The 24,262-nt window shown below is 66.8% G+C and carries 19 protein-coding genes; 8 read left to right on the forward strand and 11 right to left on the reverse strand.

Annotated features, from left to right (window positions below; translation table 11 throughout):
* Positions 1-198 precede the first annotated feature (198 nt).
* Positions 199-2,994 (reverse strand): bifunctional [glutamate--ammonia ligase]-adenylyl-L-tyrosine phosphorylase/[glutamate--ammonia-ligase] adenylyltransferase, encoded by a 2,796-nt coding sequence (gene glnE / locus AC2A1N_RS07260; RefSeq protein WP_484371881.1) that lies wholly within the window; start codon positions 2,992-2,994, stop codon positions 199-201.
* Between the two features lie 385 nt (positions 2,995-3,379).
* Here glnE and scpC point away from each other — a divergent pair, with 385 nt between their 5' ends.
* Positions 3,380-4,894 carry a succinyl-CoA:acetate CoA-transferase ScpC gene (scpC, locus tag AC2A1N_RS07265; RefSeq protein ID WP_061478566.1) on the forward strand — a complete coding sequence of 505 codons (1,515 nt, stop codon included), beginning with the start codon at positions 3,380-3,382 and terminating at the stop codon, positions 4,892-4,894.
* Between the two features lie 134 nt (positions 4,895-5,028).
* Here scpC and hglS read toward each other — a convergent pair whose 3' ends face one another.
* The 9 genes from hglS to AC2A1N_RS07310 form a co-directional block, all read right to left on the reverse strand.
* Positions 5,029-6,390, reverse strand: coding sequence for a 2-oxoadipate dioxygenase/decarboxylase HglS (gene hglS, locus AC2A1N_RS07270; protein ID WP_484371884.1), 1,362 nt, complete (start codon positions 6,388-6,390; stop codon positions 5,029-5,031).
* 160 nt (positions 6,391-6,550) lie between these two features.
* Positions 6,551-7,039, reverse strand: a complete 489-nt coding sequence (locus tag AC2A1N_RS07275) for a hypothetical protein (protein WP_061478564.1) — start codon at positions 7,037-7,039, stop codon at positions 6,551-6,553.
* A gap of 31 nt (positions 7,040-7,070) precedes the next feature.
* On the reverse strand, positions 7,071-7,820 hold the full coding sequence (locus AC2A1N_RS07280; protein WP_484371886.1) for an HAD family hydrolase: 750 nt from the start codon (positions 7,818-7,820) through the stop codon (positions 7,071-7,073).
* A gap of 84 nt (positions 7,821-7,904) precedes the next feature.
* A complete protein-coding gene (locus tag AC2A1N_RS07285) occupies positions 7,905-8,321 on the reverse strand; it encodes an EF-hand domain-containing protein (RefSeq protein WP_005407824.1) in 417 nt (138 codons plus the stop codon).
* A gap of 232 nt (positions 8,322-8,553) precedes the next feature.
* Positions 8,554-8,925, reverse strand: a complete 372-nt coding sequence (locus AC2A1N_RS07290; RefSeq protein WP_049413267.1) for a hypothetical protein — start codon at positions 8,923-8,925, stop codon at positions 8,554-8,556.
* Positions 8,926-9,134: 209 nt separating this feature from the next.
* Positions 9,135-9,848 carry a M15 family metallopeptidase gene (locus tag AC2A1N_RS07295; protein WP_484371888.1) on the reverse strand — a complete coding sequence of 238 codons (714 nt, stop codon included), beginning with the start codon at positions 9,846-9,848 and terminating at the stop codon, positions 9,135-9,137.
* Positions 9,781-11,334 (reverse strand): serine hydrolase domain-containing protein, encoded by a 1,554-nt coding sequence (locus tag AC2A1N_RS07300; protein ID WP_484371890.1) that lies wholly within the window; start codon positions 11,332-11,334, stop codon positions 9,781-9,783. The genes AC2A1N_RS07295 and AC2A1N_RS07300 overlap by 68 nt, the downstream gene beginning before the upstream one ends.
* Before the next feature lie 56 nt (positions 11,335-11,390).
* The gene (locus tag AC2A1N_RS07305) at positions 11,391-14,414 is read right to left on the reverse strand and encodes a TonB-dependent receptor (protein WP_484371892.1); all 3,024 of its coding nucleotides are present in this window, start codon (positions 14,412-14,414) and stop codon (positions 11,391-11,393) included.
* 51 nt (positions 14,415-14,465) lie between these two features.
* A complete protein-coding gene (locus tag AC2A1N_RS07310) occupies positions 14,466-15,935 on the reverse strand; it encodes a transglutaminase-like domain-containing protein (RefSeq protein ID WP_484371894.1) in 1,470 nt (489 codons plus the stop codon).
* 132 nt (positions 15,936-16,067) lie between these two features.
* Here AC2A1N_RS07310 and AC2A1N_RS07315 point away from each other — a divergent pair, with 132 nt between their 5' ends.
* The 6 genes from AC2A1N_RS07315 (at position 16,068) to AC2A1N_RS07340 (ending at position 22,344) form a co-directional block, all read left to right on the forward strand.
* On the forward strand, positions 16,068-17,534 hold the full coding sequence (locus tag AC2A1N_RS07315) for a C40 family peptidase (protein ID WP_484371896.1): 1,467 nt from the start codon (positions 16,068-16,070) through the stop codon (positions 17,532-17,534).
* The gene (locus tag AC2A1N_RS07320; protein ID WP_478458420.1) at positions 17,531-18,625 is read left to right on the forward strand and encodes a dipeptide epimerase; all 1,095 of its coding nucleotides are present in this window, start codon (positions 17,531-17,533) and stop codon (positions 18,623-18,625) included. Before AC2A1N_RS07315 ends, AC2A1N_RS07320 begins: the two co-directional genes overlap by 4 nt.
* A gap of 361 nt (positions 18,626-18,986) precedes the next feature.
* Positions 18,987-19,835, forward strand: coding sequence for a MurR/RpiR family transcriptional regulator (locus AC2A1N_RS07325; protein WP_478458422.1), 849 nt, complete (start codon positions 18,987-18,989; stop codon positions 19,833-19,835).
* 15 nt (positions 19,836-19,850) lie between these two features.
* Positions 19,851-20,612 carry a L,D-transpeptidase family protein gene (locus tag AC2A1N_RS07330; RefSeq protein WP_484371899.1) on the forward strand — a complete coding sequence of 254 codons (762 nt, stop codon included), beginning with the start codon at positions 19,851-19,853 and terminating at the stop codon, positions 20,610-20,612.
* Positions 20,609-21,910 carry an APC family permease gene (locus AC2A1N_RS07335; protein ID WP_484371901.1) on the forward strand — a complete coding sequence of 434 codons (1,302 nt, stop codon included), beginning with the start codon at positions 20,609-20,611 and terminating at the stop codon, positions 21,908-21,910. The genes AC2A1N_RS07330 and AC2A1N_RS07335 overlap by 4 nt, the downstream gene beginning before the upstream one ends.
* A 110-nt stretch (positions 21,911-22,020) precedes the next feature.
* Positions 22,021-22,344, forward strand: a complete 324-nt coding sequence (locus tag AC2A1N_RS07340) for a hypothetical protein (protein ID WP_005412038.1) — start codon at positions 22,021-22,023, stop codon at positions 22,342-22,344.
* 87 nt (positions 22,345-22,431) lie between these two features.
* Here the strand turns inward: AC2A1N_RS07340 and yiaA are convergent, their stop codons facing one another.
* Positions 22,432-22,884, reverse strand: a complete 453-nt coding sequence (yiaA, locus tag AC2A1N_RS07345) for an inner membrane protein YiaA (RefSeq protein ID WP_005407812.1) — start codon at positions 22,882-22,884, stop codon at positions 22,432-22,434.
* A 168-nt stretch (positions 22,885-23,052) separates the two neighbouring features.
* On the opposite strand from yiaA, the gene AC2A1N_RS07350 reads away from it, so the two are divergent.
* The gene (locus tag AC2A1N_RS07350; protein WP_484371903.1) at positions 23,053-24,222 is read left to right on the forward strand and encodes a PQQ-dependent sugar dehydrogenase; all 1,170 of its coding nucleotides are present in this window, start codon (positions 23,053-23,055) and stop codon (positions 24,220-24,222) included.
* Positions 24,223-24,262 lie beyond the last annotated feature (40 nt).

A 24,262-nucleotide genomic window follows, 5' to 3' on the forward strand; every position in this document is an offset into this window, starting at 1 on the left:
GGTGGGTGCCGACCGTTGGTCGGCACGCCCTGCAGAACTCATCGCTGCCGACAGATTGTGCCGACCAACGGTCGGCACCTACCAGGAGCGGGCCATCGAAGGGCCATTGATCCGGTAGTCGCCAACCTTGGTTGGCGCTTGGCATTCATGCCAACCAAGGTTGGCATCTACCAACTGCAGTCCTCCGCCATCCGGCACTCAGGCGAACGGCAGCTCTGCCGCTCTGCACGCCGCCGTAATCGCGGCACACGCCTCTTCAATGGCCGGCGTGGTCGGGGCCAGCCGCGGGCGGCGGTCCAGCGTGCAGGCCAGGCCGACATCCAGCAGCGTGGCATGCGCGCTATGCAGTGCTTGCGCAGTGTCTTCCGGAAGGAAACCGGCAACCGCCAACGCATCGATCAGCGACGGCGTGTCGCGTGGCTGCAGCAGCGCGGGATGCTGCGCACTAAGCGCCAGCACGCCGGTCTGCAGCAGGAACTCCAGGTCCACCACGCCACCGGCACCCTGTTTCAGGTCCAGCCGCGCGGCGTCGCTGCGGTCCAGTTCAGTGCGCATGCGGCCGCGCATCTTCAGCACATCGGCATACAGCACACCGGCATCGCGCTCGCGGCCCAGCGTCTGTGCACGCACCTGTTCGAAATCGGCCAGCAGGCTGGCATCACCGGCCACACCGCGTGCGCGCACCAGGGCCTGGTGTTCCCAGGTCCACGCGCGCTCGCGCTGGTATTCGGTGTAGCTGGCCAACGAAGACACCAGCGAACCCTTGCCACCGTCCGGGCGCAGGCGCACGTCGATGTCGTACAGGCGCCCGGCGGCGGTGACCGCACCAAGCAGCGCCATCACCTTCTGTGCCAGTCGTGCATACCAGCGCCCCGGTTCCAGCGGACGTGCGCCATCGCTGGCCTCCACGCCGGCCGGATTGTCGTGCAGGAACACCAGGTCCAGGTCGGAACCGAAGCCCAGCTCAAGCCCGCCGAGGCTGCCGTAGCCGATGATCGCGAAACGTCCACCGGGAATCCCGCCGTGCGCGGCGCGCATGTCCGCCTCGGCCATCGCCAGCACGGTGGTGACCACCGCCTGCGCCAGCTCGGCCAGTTGCCGCGTGCTGTCCACCGCACCCTGGCGGCCATCCAGCGTGGCCATCGCCATGCGGAAGCTGAGCGCCAGCCGCGTCTCATTGAGCCAGCGCAGTGCGGATTCGGGATCTTCCACCGCCAGCACCTGCTGGCACTCGGCCAGCATGCCGGCCGCATCGGGCATCGGCCCGGACACGCGCACGTCCAGCAGTTCGTCCAGCAGCAGCGGGTACGCGGCCAGCCGCTCGGCCAGCAGCGCGCTGCGCGCCAGCACATCGACCAGACGCGCCAACGCGCTGGGCTGTTCGTCCAGCAGCGCGAGATAGCTGGTCCGGCGCAGCACCGCCTGCAGCAGGCCAAGCACGCGCCTGAGCGCGGCGTCGGGTTGCGGCGAACGCGTGGCCGCATGCAGCAACGCGGGCAGTACGCGATCCAGCCGCGCACGCGCGGCATCGGACAATGACTTCACGCCGGTGCCCTGCGCGAAATCACGCAATGACTGGTCGGCGCCGTTGGCATCGAGGAAACCGGCTTCAGCCAGCAGCGGTGCGTTGCTGCCCTCGGGCAGGCTACGCCAGTAGTTGGCCAGCGCGTCGGGCGCGGCCTGGCCCTTGCGCGGTGCCAGCAGCGCGGCGAATTCGGTACTGACCCGCTGCTGCTGTTCGGCCAGCGCCGCGCGCAACACGTCCCAGTCCGGGTAGCCGAGGCCGACGGCGATGCGCTGCCGGTCCAGTGCATCGCTGGGCAGCACGTGGGTCTGCGCATCGCGCAGCATCTGCAGGCGGTTCTCCAGCCGGCGCAGGAACAGGTAGGCCTCGCGCAGCGCACTGCCGTCCTCGGGCGCGATCTGCCCCGCAGCCACCAGCGCGTCCAGCGCCACCAGCAGGCGGCGCTCGCGCAGCGCAGGTTCGCGGCCACCGCGGATCAGCTGCAGCGCCTGGCACAGGAACTCGATCTCGCGGATGCCACCGGCGCCGCGCTTGATGTCTTCGTGCAACTCGCGGCGCGCGACTTCGGCGGTGATCGCCGCCTTCATCTCGCGCAGGCCATCGAGCGCAGTGAAATCCAGGTAGCGGCGGTACACGAACGGGCGCAGGGTCTGCAGCCACGCTTCGCCGGCCTCGATATCACCGGCGACCGCGCGCGCCTTCAGCCACGCATAGCGCTCCCAGTCGCGGCCTTCGCGCTGGAAATACTGGTCCATCGCCGCGAACGACAGCGCGACGCGGCCGGCGCTGCCGAACGGGCGCAGGCGCAGGTCGACGCGGTGGCTGAAGCCATCGACGGTGGTTTCGTCCAGCAGCTTGGCCAAGCGCTGGCCGAGGCGGGCGAAATACTCTTCAGCGGCCAGCGCGCGCGGGCCGTCGGATTCGCCGCCGTGCGGATAGGCGTAGACCAGGTCGATATCGGAACTGAAGTTGAGCTCGCCGCCGCCGAGCTTGCCGAGGCCGAACACCACCAGCTGCTGCGCGGCGCCTTCGCCATCGCGGACCACACCGTGCCGCTGGGCGAATTCCTGCTGCAGCGCGTCCAGCGCCAGCCGCAGGCAGTCCTCGGCGAGGGTGGTGGCGCCGGCCAGGGTCTGTGCCACGTCGTCCAGACCGGTCAGATCGCGCCAGATCAGCCGCGTGGACATCGCCGTGCGCCAGCGCCGAAGCTGTGCCGGCCAGTCGCTGGGTTGCAGCGGATCGAGCACCGGGGCCGGGATCGGCGGGCAGCCGGGCGCGGCCAGCTGCGCCAGCAGGGCCGGTTGCCGCACCAGCGTGTCCAGCGCGAAGTCGCTGGTCACCGCCAACCGGCTCAGCAGCGGCAGCAGATCGGTCGGGATGGGTTCGGGCAGGACCTGGGCCAGGCGCGCCAGCGCGCGGTCGACAAGAGGCTGCAGGGAAGCGGGCAGGTCAGCGGGGGCGAGGGTCATGGGTCTGATTGTATCGACCCGGCTGGGGCGCAACGGACCCGGTAGTGCCGGCCGCTGGCCGGCAAATCCGATGATCCTGCCGAAGGTTACTGGGGTTGCCGGCCAGCGGCCGGCACTACCGATACCGGGAGCCGCGTATTCATACTGGGCGACAGGCAATAAAAAAGCCCGCTTGCAGCGAACTGCCAGCGGGCTCTGCTCCCTCCCCCACGTCGGGATGCAGGGCCATCGTGCGGGCTGCGAAAGCACTTTGCACGCTGCACTGCAAAACAGAACCGGTGGGTATGGGTGAGCCCCTGGGGGAAAAGCCATTCCACAAAGGTAGAACCCCCCGTACGGATGAGGATGGCCGATAATCGGGATTCCCCCCAGAAACACTGTCGTCATGTCTGTTGATCGCATCGCCAACGCGCGTCTCCGTGACCGCGTGGTCTCCGCCGAGGCCGCAGCCGCGCTGATCCAGCCCGGTGAAACCGTGGCCATGAGCGGCTTTACCGGCTCCGGGTATCCCAAGGCCGTTCCCGTCGAACTGGCCCGCCGCATCGAAGCGGTGCATGCCCAGGGCAATCCCTTCCAGATCAAGCTGATGACCGGCGCCTCGACCGCGCCGGAACTCGATGGCGCGCTGGCCAAGGCCGATGGCATCGCCATGCGCATGCCGTTCCAGAGCGACCCGGATGCGCGCAACCGCATCAACGAAGGCAAGCTGGATTACATCGACATCCACCTCAGCCACGTCGCCCAGCACGTGTGGTTCGGCTTCTATGGCGAGATCGATACCGCCGTCATCGAAGTCTCGGCCATCCGCGAAGATGGCTCGCTGGTGCCCTCCACCTCGGTCGGCAACAACAAGACCTGGCTGGACCTGGCCAGGAAGGTGATCGTCGAGGTCAACGAATGGCAGCCGGCCGGCGTCGACGGCATGCATGACATCTACTACGGCACCGCGCTGCCGCCGCATCGCAAGCCGATTCCGCTGGTGAACGCCAACGACCGCATCGGCGATACCGCGCTGCGCTGCGACCCGGACAAGATCGTGGCCGTGGTGCGTACCAACGGCCCGGACCGCAACAGCCCGTTCAGCCCGATCGACGCGACCAGCGAGCAGATCGCTTCGCACCTGATCGAGTTCCTCAAGCACGAGGTGAAGAAGGGTCGCCTGCCGCCGAGCCTGCTGCCGTTGCAGTCGGGCGTGGGCAACATCCCCAACGCCGTGCTGGCCGGCCTGGCCAAGAGTGGTTTCCGCGACCTGACCGCGTTCACCGAAGTGATCCAGGACGGCATGCTCGACCTGCTGCGCGACGGCGTGCTGAGCTACGCCTCGTGCACCGGCTTCGCGCTGAGCCCGCAGGCCAACGAGACATTCAAGGAGAACATCGATTTCTACCGCGAGCGCATCATCATGCGCACGCAGGAAATCTCCAACCACCCGGAACTGGTGCGCCGCCTGGGCTGCATCGGCATGAACGGCATGATCGAGGTGGACATCTACGGCAACGTCAATTCGACGCACGTGATGGGCACGCGGATCATGAACGGCATCGGCGGTTCCGGTGACTTTGCCCGCAACGGTTTCCTGTCGGCGTTCCTGAGCCCGTCCACCGCCAAGAACGGCACCATCTCGGCGATCGTGCCGATGGCCAGCCATGTCGACCACACCGAGCACGATGTGTCGGTGATCGTCACCGAACAGGGCCTGGCCGATCTGCGCGGCCTGACCCCGCGCAAGCGCGCGCAGGTGCTGATCGACAACTGCGCGCACCCGGACTTCCGCCCGCAGCTGCAGGATTACTTCGACCGTGCCAGCCGTGAGAGCTACGGCAAGCACACCCCGCACCTGCTGCCGGAAGCGTTGTCGTGGCACCAGCGCTGGCTGGATACCGGCACGATGAAGGGCTGAGGCCCGCGTCTGTAGAGTCGAGCCATGCTCGACTCTCCTTCCCTGTGCAGCCGAGCATGGCTCGGCTCTACAAAGGGGCCGCTCCGCAGAATCCCTGTAGAGCCGAGCCCACGCTCGGCTCCACGGCAAGCGGTTTACCCGCGCAGCGCCGCCAGCGATTCGGCCTGCAGCCGCTCGTAGATCTCGAACTCGTCGTTCACCGCCACGCCCAAGGCCTGCTCGAAGGCCTCACGGTTGGCATGCGCGGCATAGGCGCGCTGTTCTTCGCCGCCCAGGTTCGACTGGAAGATGCCCGCGGCACTGACCGGCAGGAAATCCTCGTAGACGATCGGATCGGCCGTCGCCAGGCCGGCGGCCACCAGCACTTCAGCGGGCAGATCGGCCACGCGCTCCGGCGCGGCGCGGCCAGCGTCGGTCAGCTGGTAGCGGTAATACCCCAGGCCTTCCTGGCGCAGGGTGTCATGGTCGTCCGGGAAGCTGGCGAACACCGCCTGCAGGCGCTGGCCGTAGTCGCCGCCGGTGCTGCCTTCGCCACCGGCGTCGCGGGCCTGCGACAACAGCTGGTCGTACAGCGCGCGGCCCTTCGGGGTCAGCGCCAGGCCGCGTTGTTCGATCTCGCCGAAGCGCGCGGTATGGGTGCCGGCATCACCCCCTTCGGCATCCGGGAAGTGCACGGCCTCTTCCAGCGCTTTGAAGCTGGTCTGGCGCAGCAGGATCGGGCAGGCACGACGCGGCGGGCCTTCAATCACCGCCTTGGCCGCCATGCCGTGCTCGATCATTGCCGCCTGTGCAGCGTCGATGTCCAGCGTGCGCGGGGTCAGGTGGTTGATGTGCGGGCCGCGGAAACTGACCACGTCAGCCACCAGGCGGTGCGCGTTGTGCAGTGCCTGGTAGGTCGGCAGATCGACCGTGGCATCGCCGTGCCAGCGGAAGGTTTCCAGTGCTTGCTCGACGAAGCGCTCGGCATCGGCCTGCGCCAGGCCACCGTCGCGCTCGGCCTGGTCGATCAGCGCCAGCGCGCCGTCGGTGAAGATGCGGCGGCGTGCCAGGATCTTCGCCGACTCGGCACGCAGGGCTTCGTCTTCGATCAGCTCCAGGCGCAGCAGCGAGGTGAACACACGGAACGGATTCTGCGCCAGCGCCGCGCCGGTCAGCGGGCGGAACGCGGTGGAGTGCACCGGCACGCCGGCCACCGACAGGTCGTAGTAGCCGACCGGGTACATGCCCATCACCGCGAACAGGCGGCGCAGTGTCGCCAGTTCCTGCACGGTACCGACGCGGATCGCGCCATGACGCTCTTCATCCAGCCGCGCACGCTCGTCGTTGCGCTGCAACTGCGCGGCCAGCGCCGGGTCCTGGGCAAGCACCTGTGCGTTGATCCGCTCCACCAGTTCCACCAGCGTGCCGTACAGCGGCACTTCGGTGCGGTACATGCGGGACATGGCCTGCGCGAACAGGCGGCGGATCACATCAGGCGAAACGAAAGAGGCGCTCATCAGTCACTCGATTACGGGAACGGGGAACAGCTCGGACCCGTATTGTCGCCGCAGCGCGCGGCGGCGGCGATACGCAGAGCAACATGACCGGGTAGTGCCGGCCGCTGGCAGGCAACCCCGGATGCCTGGAAAGGATGCAATTGCCGGCCAGCGGCCGGCACTACCGCTTCAACTGGCGCTTCAGCGTGGCATCCAGGGTGATCGGCCGGTCCCAGTGCTGGTAGCTGGCCACGATGGCATGGCGCACAGCCCGGTAGTGCAGATTGTCCGGCTTGGTGGGCATGCGCTTGACCACCGCCTCCCAGCCGCCCTCTGGGTCCTGGCTGAAGGCACGCACGCTGTCGCGGCAGGTCTGGCCACTGGCCTTGGCCCAGAAGCAGGCGAAATAGATGTCTCCGGCCTGCCAGCCGTGGGTGGTGAACAGCGCGCTGATGTAGCCGCGCGGCACGTCGGCATAGCGCGACACTTCGTCGAGGAAGGCGTCGGGGTAGCGTTCGGCGTAGTGGTTGATGTCCTGCAGCTGGGCATCGACCCAGCTGTCGCCGGTGTCCACTTCATAGGTGGCCGAACGCTCAGCCGTCTGCTGGGCCAGCACGGTGGCCGGCGCCAGCAGCAGGGACAACATCAGCGCGCGCAATCGGTGGTTCATGCCCCGATTCTGCCGCAGCCGACGGGCCCTGTCAGGCCGCAGCGGCCTTGGCCTCGATCGCCGCCAGTGCGGCCGGCCAGTCGTGGGCGGTATCGGCAGTGACCATGCGCGGTTCGTCGTCGGCCACGCCATGCTGGGTCTCGTGGGCCCAGGTCACTGCGTACGGGGTATGCACGCCCCAGCCACCCAGCGTCACCACCGGCTCGATGTCCGAGCGCAGCGAGTTGCCGACCATCACGAAGCGCTCCATCGGCAGGTCGAATTCGGCCAGCACGCGGGCGTAGGTTTCCGGGTCCTTCTCGGAAACGATCTCGATGCGCGGGAACAGCTCGCCCAGGTTGGCGACCTTGATCTTCGCTTCCTGGTGGAACAGGTCGCCCTTGGTGATCAGCACCACCGGGTAGTGCTCGGCGATGGCCGCCACCGCTTCGCGTACACCATCGATCAGCTCGACCGGGTGGCGCAGGGTGTCGTGGCCGATCTCCAGAATGCGCTGGATGTCCTTCGCGTCGATGCGCTGGCCGGTGATGTCGATGGCCGCTTCGATCATCGACAGGGTCATGCTCTTGACGCCGTAGCCGAAGGTGCCCAGGTGGCGCTGCTGCACTTCCAGCAGGTGGCGGGCGGTCTGGGTGTCATGCACGTCGACATAGCGCGACAGCAGGTCAAGGTAATCCTGCTCGGCCTTGCGGTAGTAGTCCTCGCTCTTCCACAGCGTATCGTCACCGTCAAAACCGACCAGGCCGATGGCGCGCGACGGCGCAGGCGTGGGGGTGTTCATCGCGCAAGGATACAGGGGCCATGGTGGCGAAAAAAACCCGGGCGGCCGAAACCGCCCGGGTTCCCATACGCCCCGACGCAGGTCTTACCTGCCCTGCGCACCCTGCGCTGCGCCACCCGCACCGGCCTGCTGGGCGGCCACGTAGGCCTTGTACTCATCGGCGCTCAGTTCGCCGTCCTTGTTGGTATCGGCCTGGTCGAACACCTGGGCCAGGCCCGCGTTCACCTGCGCCTCGGTCTTGCTGATGGTGCCGTTGCCATCGGTATCGATGCTGGCCCAGGTCTGGCCACCGCCATTGGCCTGTGCCGATGCCGCTGCGGCCGCATTGGTCGCCTGGTCGGCGGCCTGGCCGGCCTGTGCAGCCGCCTGCTGGGCCTGAGCGGCCTCGTTCTGCGCGTGCGCGGCCTGCTGCTTGGCCGACTGGGCCATCGCCGGGATGGCCAGCACGCTGCCGGCGGCGACGATCAGGGCGATCAGGGGCTTGCGGTTGCGAATAGTCATCAGGGGTGTCTCCTACCGATTGGGTGGTGTTGCGCGGCGTGTTGATTCCGCACGGCACCTACCCTGCCACCGCGTTTCTGAATCGATTTTGCGCCGCGACCGGCCCGCACACATGCGATTAACCACTCGCCTCCACGCATGCGTTAGCGCGGTGGTTAGGGTGAAGTGAGTGGCTCATAAGATGCGCATTCAGCGCCTCTGCATTTAACCGGCAGGCAACGAAAAACCTGCGTCAGTCGACGGTTTTTTCCGATGACCGCGAACTGAACAACACCCATGCAAGAGCAACACCGGCGAGCGCACCGGCGATTTCCAGAACGACACGGCTGCCGAGTTCGTTCGGATCGTGGATGGTGGCCAGGAAGATGCGCGCGTACAGCGGCGATTCCAGCCGCACGATGCCCATGTAGAACAGCTTCCACGCATCGATGCCGGCGGCGATGATCACGGCGATGACGCAGGACCAGCCGATCGCGTGCCCCATCGACCACCGCAGCAGGCGGCACAGCTGCGACCACAGGAGGTACACGAGCAGGCCGACCAGCAGGGCGATGGCGCCCGCTTCCAGGGTGCCGAGCAGGCCGAAGTGCAGGGGAAGGTTCATCGGGTGGGCAGGGATGAAGAGGCGGCCAGTGTAAGGGATCTGCTTCGGACCCAATCGGCAGCCACAGTAGATCCACGCCATGCGTGGATGAGTCTCCATCGAGATCGAATAGTTCGACGATTGAACAAAGAGCAGCCGAGCATGGGCTCGGCCCTACAACGGACCGCGCGGGAAACTGTCAGAGGCTGGGCGGTGCCCTGCCGATACCCCTACCGTACCGGAACGTCGTACGCGGTACCGGGATCCGGTTCCGGCTGGAACGTGTAGTGCCACCACTCCTGCGGATAGTTCACGAAACCACGCCGTGCCATTGCCTGCACCAGTTGCCGCCGGTTCGCCTGCTGCGTCTCACTCAGCCCGCTCGTCTGCGTATGCGCACGCGGCCCGAAGAAGTCGAAGTCAGTGCCCATGTCCAACGGCGCACATGCACCGCTGCGGCAATCCAGCAGGCCCAGATCCACCGTGGCACCGCGGCTGTGGCCGGAGCGCTCGGCGATGTAGCCGTCGGCCAGCAGGCGCGGCTTGTCCAGGTCCGGATACTGCTGTGCCTTGCGCGAGAGCTCGCGCGGATCGTTCACCCAGGCCATGAAGGCCTGCACCGAACGCACGGGCCGGTAGCAGTCGTAGAGGCGCAGGCCGAAGCCATCGGCGTGCAGGTCCTGCTCCACCTGGGCCAGCGCCTTCGCCACCGGCGCCAGCAGGTAGCACGAAGGCGCCTCGTAGCCGGGCACGCGCGCGCCGGTGAAGTTGTTGGCACCCGCATAGCGGATATCCAGGTCGATGCGCGGCGACAACGTTCGGATCTCCACCAGCCCGGCGCTGGCCGCGTCGGTGGCCGGTGAAACGCGCGGTGGCTCAGCGGCGCGGGTGGTCGCTGCCAGGGCAATCGCCAGTACGAGTGAAATGCAGGTCCTGGAAGTCATAGCTGAAGTCGATGTCCGGATCGATGGCGCGCAGGTCCAGTGTCGGTGCCAGGCCTTCACCCGGCTGCAGCCACGCCTGCGCGTCTTCGCCCAGCGTATCCCAGCGCAGCAGCCAGCGCCCCTGCAGCTGCAGCACAGCCCCCTGCAGCCGGGGCGACTTGTCCACGCTGAAGCGCAGGCCGTCCTTGCCCGGGCAAAGCGAAGCCGGCCCCAGCCACGGATCGGTGTAGCGGCCCTGCCAGCGCGGCAGATCGGAAGCCGCGAGTCGCTGCGCAGATGAAGTCACAGGTCGCTGATGCCCGGTTGCCGCACGAGCGGCCTGGTCCGCCTTCAGTTCGGCCAGGTATTCCATCGCCGGACGCGCCTCATCGGGGGCCGTGAAGCGCTTCAGCGCGGCCTGCATCAATGCGGTGCGCGCATCCTCGCCTTCACCGTTGATCAGCATCACCACGCCCGCCCTGCGGTCAGGCAGCAGCGCCAGCGACGAGTACATGCCCGACAGCGTGCCGGTGTGCGCCACCTTCCACTGCCCGTCCATGTCCGACACGCGCCAGCCATACCCATAACCGTAGAAATGCGCGTTGTCCCAGCGCCGCTGGCGCTCGCCCAGTGGCATCGGCATGTGCAGGGTCCACAGCGTGCGCCGCTGCTCGCTTCCCAGCCATTCCGGCACCACAGCAGGATCCAGCAGCACCTGCATCCAGCGCGTCATGTCGCGCAGCGAACAGCGGATGCCGCCGGCGGCCATCGACGGTAGATCCGGGCTGATCGCACCATCGGCGTTCACCACCGCATTGTAGTCGCCATGCCAAGCGTGTGGCTGCGCCACGTTGCCCACCCGCTTCACCGACCACGCCCCCACCTGGCAGCGCGTCATGCCCAGCGGCTCGAACACCTGCTCGCGCATCAGCTGGTCATACGGTTTGCCACCCGCCGCCGCCGCCACTTCACCTGCCACCACATACATCAGGTTGTCGTAGGCGTAGCGGCTGCGGAAGCTGCTGACCGGCTTCAGGTGCGCCAGCCCGGCAATGATGTCGGCGCGGGTGAACGTGTTCGGCTCCGGCCACAGCATCAGATCACCGGCGCCCAGGCCCAGGCCGCTGTTGTGGATCAACAGGTCGCGCACCTGCATCTGCTCGCCCACCCACGCATCGTGCATGCGGACGCCCGGCAGATGCCGCCGCACCGGATCCTCCCAGCGCAGCTTGCCCTGCTGCACCAGCCGCGCCAGCAGCGCTGCGGTCATCGCCTTGCTGTTGGAGGCGATCTTGAACAGCGTGTCCTCGTCGATATGGCCGCCATCGCCGCGCGCGCCCTCGGCATGGCGATAGACCACCTGCCCGTTATCGACCACCGCCATGGCCAGCCCGGGCAGGTGCTGGTGCTGGACCACGGCGGCGACGTCGGCATCGAGGGAGGCGATGTCGGTCGCCGAAGCGGACGGTGCGGCCAGTGCCGCCGCGACGATCAGCAGGTGGTACATGCGCGCAGCCCCTCCATTGCCCGCGCCGTCACCGGTGGACGGCGCGGATCGTGGCCTCAGAAGTTCCAGGTCACCACCAGCTGGGTGTAGCGCGGGGCCTGCCAGCGCGTCCCGGTGGCGAACGTCGCCTCGCGGTACTGGCCGGGCTGCGCTTCATAGCGCTGATGCACGTTGATGGTCTTCTGGTTGTTGAACAGGTTGTACACCGACAGCCGTGCACTGAGGTCGATGCCTTCCACCGGCAAACGCCAGGTCACATTGGCGCCCATGGTCCAGGTCCACGGCAGGCGACCGAACGCACCGCGTGGGCTGTACTCGAACTGCCGCTGGTTGTACGGGCCGGAACAGTTGGCCACGCACAGCCAGCCGGTGCCACCACCGCTACCTTCGCTGGAGGTACTGCCACCGGCGATGGAATCGTTTGGCCACATCACGCCGTAGGCCGTGATCGGACCACCGGACTGCACCTGCAGCGTGGTTCCGAACGACCATTGCTTGTTCAGCGCGTAAGCGGCACGCAGCTTGAACTGGTGGCGGAAGTCGTTGAACAGCACGCCATAGCGCTCGTTGGTGGCCGGATGGTCCCAGAACTGAACCATGCCCGTGTCGCCGTAGTTGGTATCGGAATTCACAGGGCCTTCGAAGTTGCCCTCGCTCTTCGACCACAGGTAGGACGCGTTGAACATCCACTTCTCGTCCCATGCACGGTCGATCTGGAACTCCAGTGCCTTGTAGGTGCGCTTGGGCTTGGAGTAACCGATCACCTCGCCGCTGCCACCCTTGCGATAACCGCTGTTGGCGGTATCGATGGTGATCCAGCCCTCGTTGGCGCAGCCGATGCTCTTGTCACCCCAGATCGTCAGGCTCTCGCCCGGGTTGGCGATCGGCCACAGCGTGCTCGGGGTCGGGCCGCACGGGGTGTAATTGATGCGGATGTCGTCCAGCGCACGGGTCATCCGTCGATAGGTGGCGTTGACGCCCCACGACCATGCCTGGTTGATCATGTTCTGGAAGCCCAGGATGTACTCGTCCTGGTAGACCGCCTTGAGGTCGCGATCCACACTCTGGCGCAGATCGGCACCGCCGGTGTTCATGCGGGTGTCGGTCGGGCCGATCTGCTGGCCGACGATCGGTGCCATGTACGGTGAGCCTGTCGGCGAGGTTTTCCGCTCCCAGCCGTTGAGCACGTAGTAGCTGTATTCGTCAGTGAGGCCACCGGCGAAATTCACGTTGATGTTGTTGGTAACCGGAAGGTAGTAGCGGCCGGCGTTGCCGAACAGCTTGGTGCTGCCATCACCACGCATGTCCCACGAGAAGCCGACACGGGGTGCGATCAGGTCATCCATCTTGATGAACGCCTTGCCGGCGGCGGTGCGGTTTTCGAAACGGTCCCAGCGCACGCCGAGGTTGAGCATCAGGTTCGGCGTGATGTTCCAGATGTCCTCCACGTAGAAGGCATTGGCTTCAGTCTCGAACGTGCCGCCCGATTTGCGGTTGCGCGCACGCAGCATTTCGGTAACGCCAGCCGGTACGTAGGCATTGGCACCGTCCCAGACTTCATCGCCGGGTCGCGCCACGTAGGCGGTGTAGCTCAGTTCCGTCGGGCCGGGGTAGCGGGTGGACTGCTTTGTGGTCATCAGCTCACGGTCGACACCGAAGCGCAGCAGGTGGTCACCCAGCTGCCATTCGAAGTCCAGTCGCGCCACGTCACGAGTATCGTCACGCTCGGCCACTGCCGTGCCCGTGGGGTGGCAGCCTGCGCGCAGGCCCTGCAGCTTGCCCAGGCGCGGGCCGTAGGTACTGTCGGTGAACACCGGGCTGCAGGCCTGATCCAGCGATGAATTGGTGAAGGCACGCTGGTTGTTCTGGCCGACCACGGCGCGCGCGGTGAAGTTCTGCCCGAAGTGGCCGGTATAGGTCGCCGACCAGTTGCGTCCCCCCGTCTCGGTGACCGAATCACCGCCCCATGCACCGAGCTCGTCTGCGTTCCAGTTGTACCCATAGGAGGCATTGGTGACGTCTCCCTCGTCGGAGAACGCCAGCAGCGCCAGGCTGTGATTGTCGTTGATGTTCCAGTCCAGCTTGGTGCCCCAGAAGCCGTTGCCGGAATCATTCTTGAACCAAGTGCTGCCGTCGGACGAGGTGTTGTGTCCCTTGTCGTTGCGGTCTTCGTACATCGCGAACAGGAACAGCTTGTCCTTGACGATCGGCCCCGAGCCCCAGACGTTGGTCTTCAGGAACGAGTTGTTGTCGCGGCTGCCATACGAATGCGGGGTTCCATCACGATGGAAGTGGTCGCCGCCACTGGCGCGCCATGCACTGGGCTCGGCGGTGACTTCGACGCCGCCCTCGAATTCATTGCTGCCCGAACGGGTCACGGCATTGATCACGCCACCGGTGGAGCGGCCGAACTCGACCGAGTAGCCACCCGTCTTGACCTGGAATTCCTTGAAGAAGGCGAACGGCGCGGTGCTGAAGCCGCGACGGGTGTACATGTCGGTGACATTCAGGCCGTTGATGAAGACCGCATTCTCGGCCACCGATGAACCGGCGAACGACAGGCCGCCGAATGACGAGTTGCCGCCGACCACGCCCGGCGCCATCAGCGCGACCGCAGACAGGTCCTGCGCAACCGGCAACCGCGAGATCTCCTGACGATTGATGTTGAAGGATGTCTCGGTGGAGTAGACGTCCACGCGGTTTACCACTCGGGTGCCAACCACCTGCAGGGCATCAAGATTGGTGACGCCGCCGCCACTGGCCAGGTTGACCGTGGTGGTACCGCCTACCGCCACACTGACAGCAACCTGATCGCCCAGCTTCTGGCCATCTCGGCTGAGCTGCAGCTGGTAGTCGCCTACCGGCAGCTGGCCGAGGCGGTAGCTGCCGTCGGCGCCGACGGTGACGGTACGAGTCAGACCCGTACTGTTGCTGACCACGGTCACCTGGTCACCCGCGGTTGCACGGCCGGCAACTGCGCCGCTCACGTTCTGTGCCATCGCGATGCCGGGCAGCACTACGCCCAGACACGCCCCAAGGGCGACGCACAACGCCGCCCGCTTGATGCTGTAAGCCTTCATCCCCTGCTCTCTCCTGCAAGAATTGAATGGTGTGGAATGCGATGTGTCGCGCTAGCGTTGCCTGGCTGGCAGTACCCGCCACTGGAAGTCGTAGCTCCATTGGTCGAAGTAGAGGTTGCCGCCTGCCCACTCGGCCTCGCCGCGCTGCGAGTCGACCGTTTCCGAGCGGAAGTGCTGCTTGGCCGGCACGAAGGGCTGGCCGAAATCGTCGTTGAAGGCGATGCGGTAGCCGTCGAGGCCACCCAGGTAGAAGTCACGGAGGACCGGCACATCACTGGCCAGTGCGCCGGTGGTCACGTCCATCGGCAACCAGCCATACGGCGCCAGGTAGACCTGCCCCCAGTCATGCAGGTTGTTGTAGCCGCTGCCATCGCCGGAGAACACCATGCCCGACTGCCAGCGTGCAGGAATACCGTTCAGGCGCAGCAGCGCGATCAGCAGCAGGGTCTGCTGCCCGCAGTCGGCATGGCCGGCCCGCAGCGCGTAATCGCTGATGTTGCTGATCGTGGAGTACTCGCGCGCACCAGCCCAGGGAATGCGGTCGACCGCAGCAAACAGCCTGCGCACCACTTCATACGGGCGCGTTTCACCCTGCAGCACCTGGTCGGAGTACAGCTTCAGCGCGGGAGTGAAACGCACATGCGGCAGCTGCTCGGCCAGGTAGGGCTTCAATGCGGGATCGTTCGGTGTGGCCTGCACCTTGGCGGGATCGATCGCGGTATGCCGCGCGAAGATCGTCACCGCGTAGCGGATCTCGAAGCGGGTCGGCTGCCCGGCCACAGCTTTGGCTTCCAGATAAGCGGTGCGCTGCAGGGTGCTGGCTGGCGCCACGCGTGCCTTACCGGGCGCGCTGCCCAGCCACTGCACCTGCTCCTGCTGGCCGGGGATCTCGCGCGGGTACGGAATCCACGCGCGGATCGTTTCACCGGCGGGCACCACATCGGCTTTCACCGTGAGCGACTGGGTGAATTCATAGCGCTGCGGCAGAACCGACGCCTGGCCACTCTGTTCGGCCGCAGCAACCACGCCTGCGTGGTGGGCATTGAGCACTTCGTTGGGGCCCGGAGGCGGCATCGGTGCATCCGCGCGGCGACGCGCGCGTGCTTCGTCGCTGAGCAGGAACAGGTTCGAGGGTGCGCGCTTGAAGTACCAACGCTCGCCATCGATATCGAGATGCTCGATCAGGCCGAGTTGGTCCCAGCGCGCAAATTCCTCGTCGGTCAGATCGGGAATGCCGCGCCGTACGGCGTCCTTGGCGGCGTTTTCGTCGAGGGCGAAATCCAGGCGGATGCGGCGCATGCGCTCGCGCTGGAACGCTTCGTCAGTGGCGGCGGGTGTAGTGGCCAGCAGCGCGTCGGCGTCGCGGAAACGGCCGCTGTCGATCAGGTCGATCACCTGCTCTCCTCGCGCGCGCTGCTGGCTGCTGCGCCCGTCTGCCGCCTGCGTGGCCGACACCCACAGCAGCAGCACGGCACACAGGCCGGCGGCAGGCAGACGCGGTTTGCGAACGGCAGGATCCACAGCGACACTTCCCCAGCGCGGGTGGTAATGGCTGTGTAACACGGGCCGGGATGTCGGTCAATAATTTATTCTTGCTTTCGTAGCCAAAAGGAATAAATATTCCAACAGGCATTCGAGGAGGGTGTGCACCGCATGAGCCTGGCTTCCCGCGAACGGCACCGGCATTGGCCGCGCCGCTTGACCCTGGCCCTGTGCCTGCTGGCCGCTCCGGCCTTTGCACAGGCGGCCCCACCGCCCGACCCGGGTGCGCCGCTGCCCTATGTGATCGGCCTGCACGAGGCCTATCTGACCCCGCAGTACTGGGCCGCGCGCCTGGACAACGCCGATGCGCCGATTCTGGACCGCGCGCAGATCGAGGCACAGAACGCGCGGATGCGGGCGCAGGACAGCCACATCCAGGACATCGCCGCACTGCCCGCCCAGCTTGATGCGGCGACGGTTCGCGCCAGCATCACCGCGCTGTCGAGCTGGCCCACCCGCGCCCTCTACAACGACAAGGGCCAGGCGATCACACCCGCGCTGCGCAGCGCGATCGAAGCCAACCTCGGACTCGATGCGATTCCCACACAGGTGGCAGCGCAGTATGGGCTGGTGGTGAAGCGTGCCGCGCTGCGCACCTTCCCCACCCGCGAGCGCGTCTTCAGCAGCGTCGGTGACACTGACATCGACCGCTTCCAGGAATCGGCACTGTTCCCCGGTGACAAGGTCGCCGTGGTCCATCGCAGTGCCGACGGCCGCTGGCTGTTCGTGCACAGCGAGCGCTACAGCGCGTGGATCGAAGCCGACGCCATTGCCCGCGGCGACAAGGCCACGGTGCTCGGCTACGGCGCGAAGGGACCGTACCGGATCGTCACCGGTGCCACCGCACAGACCGCCTATACCCCGGAGGAGCCGCGCGTCTCGCGCCTGCAGCTGGACATGGGCGTGCGCCTGCCGGTGCTGGCCGACTGGCCCGCCGCCGACCCGGTGAACGGCCAGCAGGCCCACGCCTCGTGGGTGGTGCAGTTGCCGGTGCGGGAAGCCGATGGTCGATTGAAGCTGGTGCCGGCGCTGCTGCCGCGCTCGCAGGACACCGCCGCCGATTACCTGCCGCTGACCCCGCGCCTGCTGCTGCAGCAGGCCTTCAAGTTCCTGGGCGAGCGCTACGGCTGGGGTCACGACTACGACACCCGCGACTGCAGCGGTTTCGTCTCCGAGATCTACCGCAGCTTCGGCGTGCTGCTGCCACGCAATACCAGCGCGCAGGCGGTCAGTCCGGCGCTGGATCGCCAGGCGGTCAGTCCGGCGCTGGATCGCCTGCCGTTCACCGGCAAGGACGGCAAGACGGTGCGCGACCGTGCCGCCACCCGCCTGCAGGTGGGCGACCTGGTCTACATTCCCGGTCATGTGATGATGGCCATCGGCCACGTCGACGGCCGCACCTGGGTCATCCACGATACGGCAGGCGGCAGCTGGTTCGGTACCGACGGCAAACGAGTGCAGGCCCATCTCAATGGTGTTTCGGTCACGCCGCTGGAGCCGATGATGGCCAGCGACACCGTCCGCTACATCGACCGCATCACCAACATCCAGCGCCTGCGGGCCAAGACTCCTGAATGAAGATCACCGCCATCGAACTGGGCATGCTGCGCGTGCCGTTGAAGACACCGTTCAAGACCGCGCTGCGCACGGTGGAGACCGTGGAAGACGTGGTGGTGCTGATCCGCACCGACAGCGGCAACACCGGCTATGGTGAAGCCCCGGCCACCGCAGTGATCACCGGCGATACGCACGGCTCGATCATCGAAGCGATCCGCCACTTCATCGCCCCGCGCCTGATCGGCCAGGACGTGGTCAACCTCAACCACCTGTGCACGCTGGTGCAGACCGCGATGGAGCGCAACACCAGCGCCAAGGCCGCAGTGGAGATCGCGCTGTACGACCTGTGGGCGCAGCTGCACGGTGCCCCGCTGTACCAGATGCTCGGTGGCGGCGACCCGGTGATCACCACCGACATCACCATCAGCGTGGACTACATCGACAAGATGGTGGCCGATTCGTTGTCGGCGATCGAACGCGGCTTCGAGTCGCTGAAGATCAAGGTTGGCAAGGACATCGGACTGGACATCGAACGGGTCAAGGCGATCCATGCCGCCGTGGAAGGCCGCGCCCTGCTGCGCCTGGACGCCAACCAGGGCTGGACCGCCAAGCAGGCGGTGCATGCGATGCGCACGCTGGAGGAAGCCGGCGTGGTACTGGAGCTGCTGGAGCAGCCGGTGAAGGCCGCCGACATCAGCGGCCTGAAGTACGTCACCGACCGCGTCAACACGCCGGTGATGGCCGACGAAAGCGTGTTCAGCCCCAGCCAGGTGATGGACCTGATCCAGCAGCGCGCGGCCGACATCATCAACATCAAGCTGATGAAGACCGGTGGCCTGTCCAACGCGATCCGCACCGCCGACATCGCCGGCATCTACGGCGTGCCGTGCATGATCGGCTGCATGATCGAATCGAGCATCAGCGTGGCTGCGGCTGTGCACCTGGCCGTGGCCAAGAGCGATGTGATCACCAAGGTTGATCTGGACGGCCCCTCGCTGGGCCAGTTCGACCCGGTCAGCGGCGGCGTGCATTTCAACGAATCGGAGATCAGCATCAGCGACGTGCCGGGGCTGGGCATTACTGAGGTGCGTGGGCTGGAGATGCTGGGGTGACCCCTGCCTTGCGGCTGGCCTGGCGTACAACTGACTTTGGTTCGGGCGTTACTTTTCTTTTCGCGAAAAGAAAAGTAACCAAAAGAAACGCTCCGCCGGCCGCGAGCCGACGTGCTGCGCACGTCGGTGCCCTGCGCTCCTCGGTCCGCCGAGGGACGGCGCGGAACTCGCTGCGCTCAGACACCCGCGCCTCTTCGCCCTCGCCGGACCTGCGGTGCTCGGCTCGCTTGAAGGCGGACTCAACGTCAAAAGCAACAACTGCGCTCCGTAACCTCTTCGAGGCTGGAACCCGCTCGACCCATTCCATGACACGCTCTACGCTGCCAGCCGCAACGCGCCCACACATGCCCGGACACCCCGCATGCCGCCCCTGCTGAAGATCCGTTCCGAGCGCGGGCAGATGTCGGCCATCGAGCGCCGCATCGCCGACTTCATCCTCGACAACGCCCACCTGCTGCGCGACTACTCGTCGCAGCAGCTGGCCAGTGCGCTGGGCATCAGCCAGTCCAGCGTGGTGAAGTTCAGCCAGAAGCTCGGCTTCAAGGGCTACCCGGACCTGAAGTACTCGATCGGCCAGGACGTGGCCCGCGCCGGTGCCGATCCACAACAGCTGCCCAGCGAACCCGACAGCGGCGATGACTACCTGCGCCTGGGCGAGGCCCTGCGCCGCAGCAAGGCCCAGGCCGAGGAGGAAACACGCCAGGCCAATCCGCGCGGGGAGATCGAGCGCATCGTACAGCTGCTCGACGGCGCACCCAAGCTGTTCGTCCATGGCCTGGGTGACGATGGCCTGTATGCCCGCGAGTTCGCCATGCGGCTGTCGCTGCTCGGCCTGCTGGTGGTGCCGCATACCGACCCGATCCTGATGCTGGCCAACCTGTCGGCCGCGCGCCCCGGTGATGCGCTGCTGGTGTTCTCCGAATTCGGCAACCTGCCTCAGCTTTCGCAGCTGTCGCGCCAGTTCCAGGACATGGGTGGCAAGGTGATTTCCATCACCCGCCATACCGCCAACCCGCTGCGCGCGCATGCTGACGCAGCGCTGGTGGTGTGCGCGCACGAGCGCACGCCGCAGGTCGCGCAGCTGCTGTACCGTAGCGCCATGCACGCCTTGCTCGATTTCCTGTTCGTGCTGCTCTGCCACACCAATCCGGACCGCCAGCAGCAGCTGGCGGTGAACCTGGAGCGGATCGACCACCTGCTGGATTCCTGACCGGAGCACCTGTTGATGAAATCGCTGGTCCGTCTCGCTACCGCTGCACTGCTGCTTGCCGCGGCGGTATCCGTCCACGCTGCGCCGCTGCAGGGTGCGCGCCAGCTGATCGTGGTCACCAGCGAAAGCTGGGACAGCACACAGGGCCAGATGCAGGCCTATGTGCGTGATGGCAAGGGCTGGCATGCACATGGAGAGGCGTTCCCGGTGGCACTGGGCCGCACCGGCAGCGCCTGGGGCCTGGGCCTGCACCCGGCGCAGGCCGATGGCCCGCAGAAGCAGGAAGGCGATGGCCGCAGCCCGGCAGGCGTGTTCGCGCTCGGCAGCGCGTTCGGCTATGCCGTCACCCGCCCCGGCACCGCCATGCCCTACCAGCCGATGCTCGACAGCAGCTACTGCATGGATGTGCCGGCGTCGCCCTTCTATAACCGCATCGTCGACGCGAAGAAGATCGGCAAGGCAGCTGTGGAAGGCTCCACCGAGCCGATGCGTCTGGATCTGCACAACAGGGGCGACGTGCGTTACCAGGAAGGCTTCGTGATCGCCCACAACCCGGACAACCAGCCCGGCAAGGGCAGCTGCATCTTCGCCCATCTGTGGCGCCAACCCGGTGAGGCCACGGCCGGCTGCACCGCCATGCCGCAGGCCCGCATGCAGGCCCTGCTGGACTGGTTGCGGCCGCAGGATGCGCCGCGCTTCGTGCTGCTGCCGCGCGCCGAGTACACGCGCCTGCAGGCCCAGTGGCAACTGCCCGCACTGCGTGGAGACGCCCGTTGAGCGCGCAGGACGAACCGCAGCTGCAGCGCGCGGTCAGCCGCTGGCAGATCGTCGGCCTGTCGATCAACGATGTGATCGGCAGCGGCATCTACCTGCTGCCGGCCGCCACCGTCGCCCTGCTCGGCCCCTTCAGCCTGTGGGGCGTGGTCGCCGCCGGCATCGTGGTCGCCCTGCTGGTGCTGTGCTACGCGCAGGCCGCCAGCTACTTCGTCGAGCCCGGTGGCAGCTACCTGTATGCACGCGAGGCGTTCGGGCGCTTCGCCGGGTTCGAGATCGGCTGGATGATCTGGCTGACCCGCATCAGCTCGGCGGCCGCACTCAGCAACGCGCTGGCCGATGCGGTCGCGCGCTTCTGGCCGTGGGCCGGTGCCGGCATGGGGCGCATCGCGGTGATCGTGGTGTCGCTGGGCTTCCTCACCGGCGTCAACATCATCGGCGTGCGCTCGGCCGCGCGCACCGGCGTGGTGCTGGTGATCGGCAAGATGTTGCCGCTGCTGCTGTTCGTGGCCATCGGTGCGTTCTATATCGACCCGCAGCTGGCCTTCTCCGGCCAGCGCCCCGACCCGCACGACCTGCAGCGCATGGGCGAGGCCGCGTTGCTGCTGCTGTACGCCTACGCCGGCTTCGAGAACATCCCGGCCGCCGCCGGCGAGTATCGTAATCCGCGTCGCGATATTCCGTTCGCGCTGATCACCATGATCATCACCGTCACCGTCATCTACGGCGCGGTGCAGGTGGTGGCACAGGGCACGCTGGCCGGCCTGGCCAGCTCGGCCACGCCGCTGGCCGATGCCGCTGCCGGCTTCGGCGGCGAAGCGCTGGCGCTGATCCTCACCGTAGGCGCGACCATCTCCATCCTCGGCACCAACAGCAACACGATGATGATGGGCCCACGCTTCCTGTTCGCACTGGCCCGCGATGGCTATGGGCCGAAGATCCTGGCGCAGGTGCATCCGCGCTTCCACACGCCAGCCGCGTCGATCCTGTGCCAAGGCCTGATCGCGCTGGGCCTGGCCCTGTCCGGTTCGTTCGTGCAGCTGGCCCTGCTGTCGATGACCACGCGCCTGTTCGCCTACATCGGAACGGCCGCTGCGGTACTGGTGCTGGCCAAGCGCTATGCGGACCGGCCGGGCGCACTGAAACTGCCGGGTGGTCCGCTGATTCCGGTACTGGCGCTGCTGCTGTGCCTGGCGCTGTTCGCCAGTGCCAGCTGGCAGAACATCGCTGCTGCGCTGGTGGCGTTCGCCATCGGCGCGGTGATCTACAAGCTGCCGCGAAAAGATGCCGACGCCGGATGACCGATAACGCCGGGCCATGCCCGGCGGATTGATCTGGTGATCACGCTGCCGGACCGGGCCGTTAACCGCCACACAGGCAGGATCAGGCTTCGTCCACAACGGAGCCTTCCATGACCGAGTACCAGATCCCCGGCCGCGTACCGGACGACAGCACGCCGCGCGATGCGGTCAGCAACTACTGGCGCGAACGCTACACCGCCGAACCGTACTACGACGACCAGCTGTTCTTCGAGGACTATGAACCGGCCTACCGCATCGGCCATGCCGCGCGTGCACAGGACATGATCCGCGCCTACGAACAGGTCGAAGCTGAACTGGAGTCGCGCTGGGCCAGCGAGCGTGGCCGCAGCCGGCTGGAATGGGCGCAGGCACGCAATGCCGTGCGCCGTGGCTGGGAGGACGCGCAGCAGGCGGATCCGCTGTTGAAGCGATAGCGCCACGCTTTTGTCGGGCCGAGCCTACGCTCGGCTCGACTCAACAAACGCCGCAGGACAGCCGAGCATGGGCCCGGCTCTACACATTCATTCCTGTTCCGGCAGCGGCGGCACGACCGCGCTGCGCTTGCTCTCACCGCCACCGGCGGCGATCAGGTCGCGGGTGTTCTTCTGCACCGCCACCGCGCCGAACAGCGACAGTGCATACGCCATGCCGTAGAAGCCCTTCTCGCTCGGTGCCAGCGTGGCATTCCACAGGCCAACCAGCAGCAGCATCAACGCCGACAGCAGTGCGAACCAGCACAGCGCGTAGTACAGGCCACTCACCGGAATGCCCTCGACGCGGTCACGCACGCTCTTCTGCAGCGACACCGCCGCGAACAGGCCGAACAGCAGCAGGGTCAGGTAGTAGCCCTTTTCGTTGAGCGCCATCGTGGCGTTGAACAGACCGATCAGGTAGGCCGCCGCACCCAGCAGCAGGGCCACCCATGAGGCGGCGATGAAGGCGGTGGAGGGCTTGTGGGGCATGGCAGTGTTCATTGCAGATCCTTGGCAGGCAGACGGGCACGCTTTGCCCGGGCGTGCCCACCCTAGACGATCCCGCCGCGCTCGCACAGGGGTCGCAGGACCTTCGGGCCACGACGCTCACAGCGCCGGTGGTATACAAGGGACAGCCCGGCCATCCGCATCCCCGCACTGGAGATACCCATGACCCGCACGCCCCTGCTGCTCGCCCTCGGCCTGGTGCCGATCCTTGCCACCTCCGCCTGCAATGCCGCCGACCCGGCCGCCAACGGCGCCCAGACCGCAGCGCCCGCAGCCTCCACCACTGCCGACCAGCGCCCGTTCACCGCCACCGAAATCAGCCGGTTCGACCAGCCGTGGGCGAAGACCTTCCTGCCGGACGGCAGCCTGCTGGTCACCGAAAAGCGCGGCAAGCTGCAGCACCTGGACCTGGCCAGCGGCCAGAAGCACGAGATTACCGGCGTTCCGAAGGTCGCTTACGGCGGCCAGGGCGGCTTCGGTGACGTGATCCTGCACCCGCAATTCGCGAGCAACCACGTGATCTACCTCAGCTATGCCGAGGAAGGCACGCTGGACACCCGCGGCGCTGCCGTGGCCCGTGCCACGCTGGCGCTGGATGCCAACGGTGCCGGCCAGCTGAAGGACCTGAAGGTGATCTGGCGACAGAGCCCGAAGGTGAGTGGTGAAGGCCACTACGGCCATCGCCTTGCTTTCGGCCCGGACGGCAAGCTGTGGATCAGCTCCAGCGAGCGCCAGAAGTTCGATCCGGCGCAGGACATGGGCGGCAACCTCGGCAAGATCATCCGCCTCAACGATGATGGCAGCCTGCCCGCCGACAACCCGTTCGCCTCGCAGGGCGGCGTGGCCGCGCAGGTGTGGTCACTGGGCCACCGCAACATCCTCGGCATGGCCTTCGATGCCAACGGCAAGCTGTGGGCACACGAGATGGGCCCGGCCGGCGGTGACGAGCTGAACCTGATCGTGCGCGGCGCCAACTACGGCTACCCGATCGTTTCCAATGGTGACCATTACGACGGCCGGCCGATTCCCGACCACAGCACCCGCCCGGAATTCGCCGCGCCGAAGGTGACCTGGACGCCGGTGATCTCGCCGGCCGGCTTCGTGATCTACAGCGGCAACCTGTTCCCGCAGTGGAAGGGCAGCGGCTTCATCGGCGGCCTGTCGTCGACCTCGCTGGTGCGTGTGGCGTTTGATGGCGACAGCGCGCGCGAAGCCGAACGCTTCAACATGGGCGAGCGCATCCGCGAAGTGGAACAGGGCCCGGATGGCGCCCTGTGGCTGCTGGAAGACGGCAGCAAGGCGCGCCTGCTGAAGCTCACCCCAAGAACCTGAGGTAGTGCCGGCCGCTGGCCGGCACGTTTGTCCGCAACGG

The sequence above is a fragment of the Stenotrophomonas maltophilia group sp. SKK55 genome, from assembly GCF_057179845.1.